The sequence below is a fragment of the Halalkalibacterium halodurans genome, from assembly GCF_004376175.1.
GTDB lineage: Bacteria > Bacillota > Bacilli > Bacillales > Bacillaceae_D > Halalkalibacterium > Halalkalibacterium halodurans.
Genome location: NZ_SNUY01000139.1, coordinates 1 through 2,002, shown reverse-complemented (window position 1 = coordinate 2,002; position 2,002 = coordinate 1). Strand labels below are relative to the sequence as shown.

Genomic DNA, 2,002 nt, shown 5'->3' with positions numbered 1-2,002 from the left:
TGTTCCCTTCGCCCTTGATTGACCTCTGAATAAACCATTGGTGTGTTTGTCAAGAGCGATAGCGTGGCATTTCCACCTAATAAATGGTAGGTAGTATGAACCGTGCTAGTTTTTCATAGAACTTTTGACACTACCAAATTAATGATTCACGGATGGAGACGCCAACGCCTTCCGGTGCATATGTACAAACCTTTACATTTGTTCCATTCACTGTGACCCAGCCTAAACCAGAAATCACGACATCTACTTTTTGATCACGGATGGTGAACTCATGCTTCACTAACGAAGGCAAGTGTTGAGGATCCTCAGGTGGCGTTAACACATCCCCAAGACGCTTTTCATAAAGTTCATCTGCTTTTTCTAGCTTCGTCCGATGAATGAAAAGATCGTTTGACACATAGCATACAAAAGACGTACGTTCACCTTTTACAAAGTCAAATCGAGCCAATCCGCCAAAGAACAGAGTTTGCTCTTCGTTTAATTGAAAGACCTTTGGCTTAATTTCCTTCTTCGGTGTAATTAGCTTGAGCTCATTTTTGGCCACATAGTGTGCCATTTGATGGTGATTAATAATGCCTGGGGTATCATAAAGGGTTTTACCATCATCGAGCGGGATGTCGATCATATCGAGCGTTGTTCCAGGAAAGTGGGATGTGGTAATCATTTGCTCTTCATCGCCGCCAAAGATCTGAATCATTTTATTTATAAACGTTGACTTTCCTACATTGGTTGCACCGACAACGTAAACATCTTTTCCTTTTCTTAACCGGTCAATTAAGCTAGCGACCTCTTTTACTCCTATACCCTTTTCACCGCTGATTAAAGCGACATCTATAGGTTTTAAGCCCAAATCCTTTGCTGATTTCCGCATCCAATTGATCATTCGGTTTCGATTGACGGATTTCGGCAACAGATCTACCTTATTGCCAATCAAGAGCACGTCATTCCCTCCGACAAATCGGTGGAGACCAGGAAGCCAGCTGCCATTAAAATCAAATATGTCGACAAGCTTAACAATTAACGCCTTTCGTTCACCAATCGTATGTAAAATTTTTAAAAAGTCATCATCTGTCAATGAAACATCTTGCACTTCATTGTAATGCTGCATCCGAAAACAACGTTGACAAATGATCACGTCTCGCTTTAAAGCTGAAGGGGGGGTATAACCTAGCATTTCTTTGGATTCTGTTTGTATTTTCACGCCACAGCCGGCACAAATGATGTCTCGTTCGTTCATGTCTACTCCTCCCAATGGATCATTCCTTTTTTTCTCATCCAGCTTAAAACATACCGCTCCATACGACGGTTAAACCTTGTAAATACTCCATCTGTATCGGTCACTGGTACGACTAATATCGTATGAATGTTCGCGCGATTGCCACCAAGGACATCAGTGAAAATTTGATCGCCAACTACTACCGCTTCACTTACTGAAATATTCATCTGTTTACACGCTTCAACAAACGCCTTTGTCATCGGTTTTTTTGCACTATGAATAAAGTTGACCTGAACAGGTGCAGCAAATGAGCGAACTCGCTTTTCGCTATTATTTGAAACGATCGTTAGCTTCATACCAGCATTTTTCACTTGTTGGAACCATTCTTTGACTTCTGGGGTTGCCTCAGGACGATCCCATTCAACCAAAGTGTTATCTAAATCGGTTATGATTCCTTTTATACCTTGCTGTTTCAATTCCTCTAACGGGATGTCATGGACTGTCTTAACATAATCGTTCGGAAGCAAGCTTTTCAGCAAAACGAATAAGCACCTCTCATCTAAAATATAGTCATCACGATGTCTGCCCGATGGAAATAGTTACAATCAAACCGTAAGTATACCACGAATAGAAAATAATATCAACAGACCCTTCGCTTTTGATTGTGTCAACCTTTTGTGGGAGGAGTATTTTCCATCCTCATATGTGTAAGCGAATTCAGGATTTTAGGGTTCTCCTCGTTGAGAATCTTATGGTTTTTAAAAGCCTTTCAAGTCTTTCAGTGCT

At 41.0% G+C, this 2,002-nt stretch carries 2 protein-coding genes; both read right to left on the bottom strand.

What is annotated here, in order from left to right:
* Positions 1-130 precede the first annotated feature (130 nt).
* On the bottom strand, positions 131-1,237 hold the full coding sequence (yqeH, locus tag E2L07_RS20415; RefSeq protein ID WP_134230524.1) for a ribosome biogenesis GTPase YqeH: 1,107 nt from the start codon (positions 1,235-1,237) through the stop codon (positions 131-133).
* Between the two features lie 2 nt (positions 1,238-1,239).
* The gene (locus E2L07_RS20410; protein ID WP_053431542.1) at positions 1,240-1,755 is read right to left on the bottom strand and encodes a YqeG family HAD IIIA-type phosphatase; all 516 of its coding nucleotides are present in this window, start codon (positions 1,753-1,755) and stop codon (positions 1,240-1,242) included.
* Positions 1,756-2,002: the final 247 nt, after the last annotated feature.

What these genes read in the sequence shown, in the direction of transcription:
- yqeH (WP_134230524.1), bottom strand. Translation starts at nt 1,237, where the DNA reads ATGAACGAACGAGACATCATTTGTGCCGGCTGTGGCGTGAAAATACAA.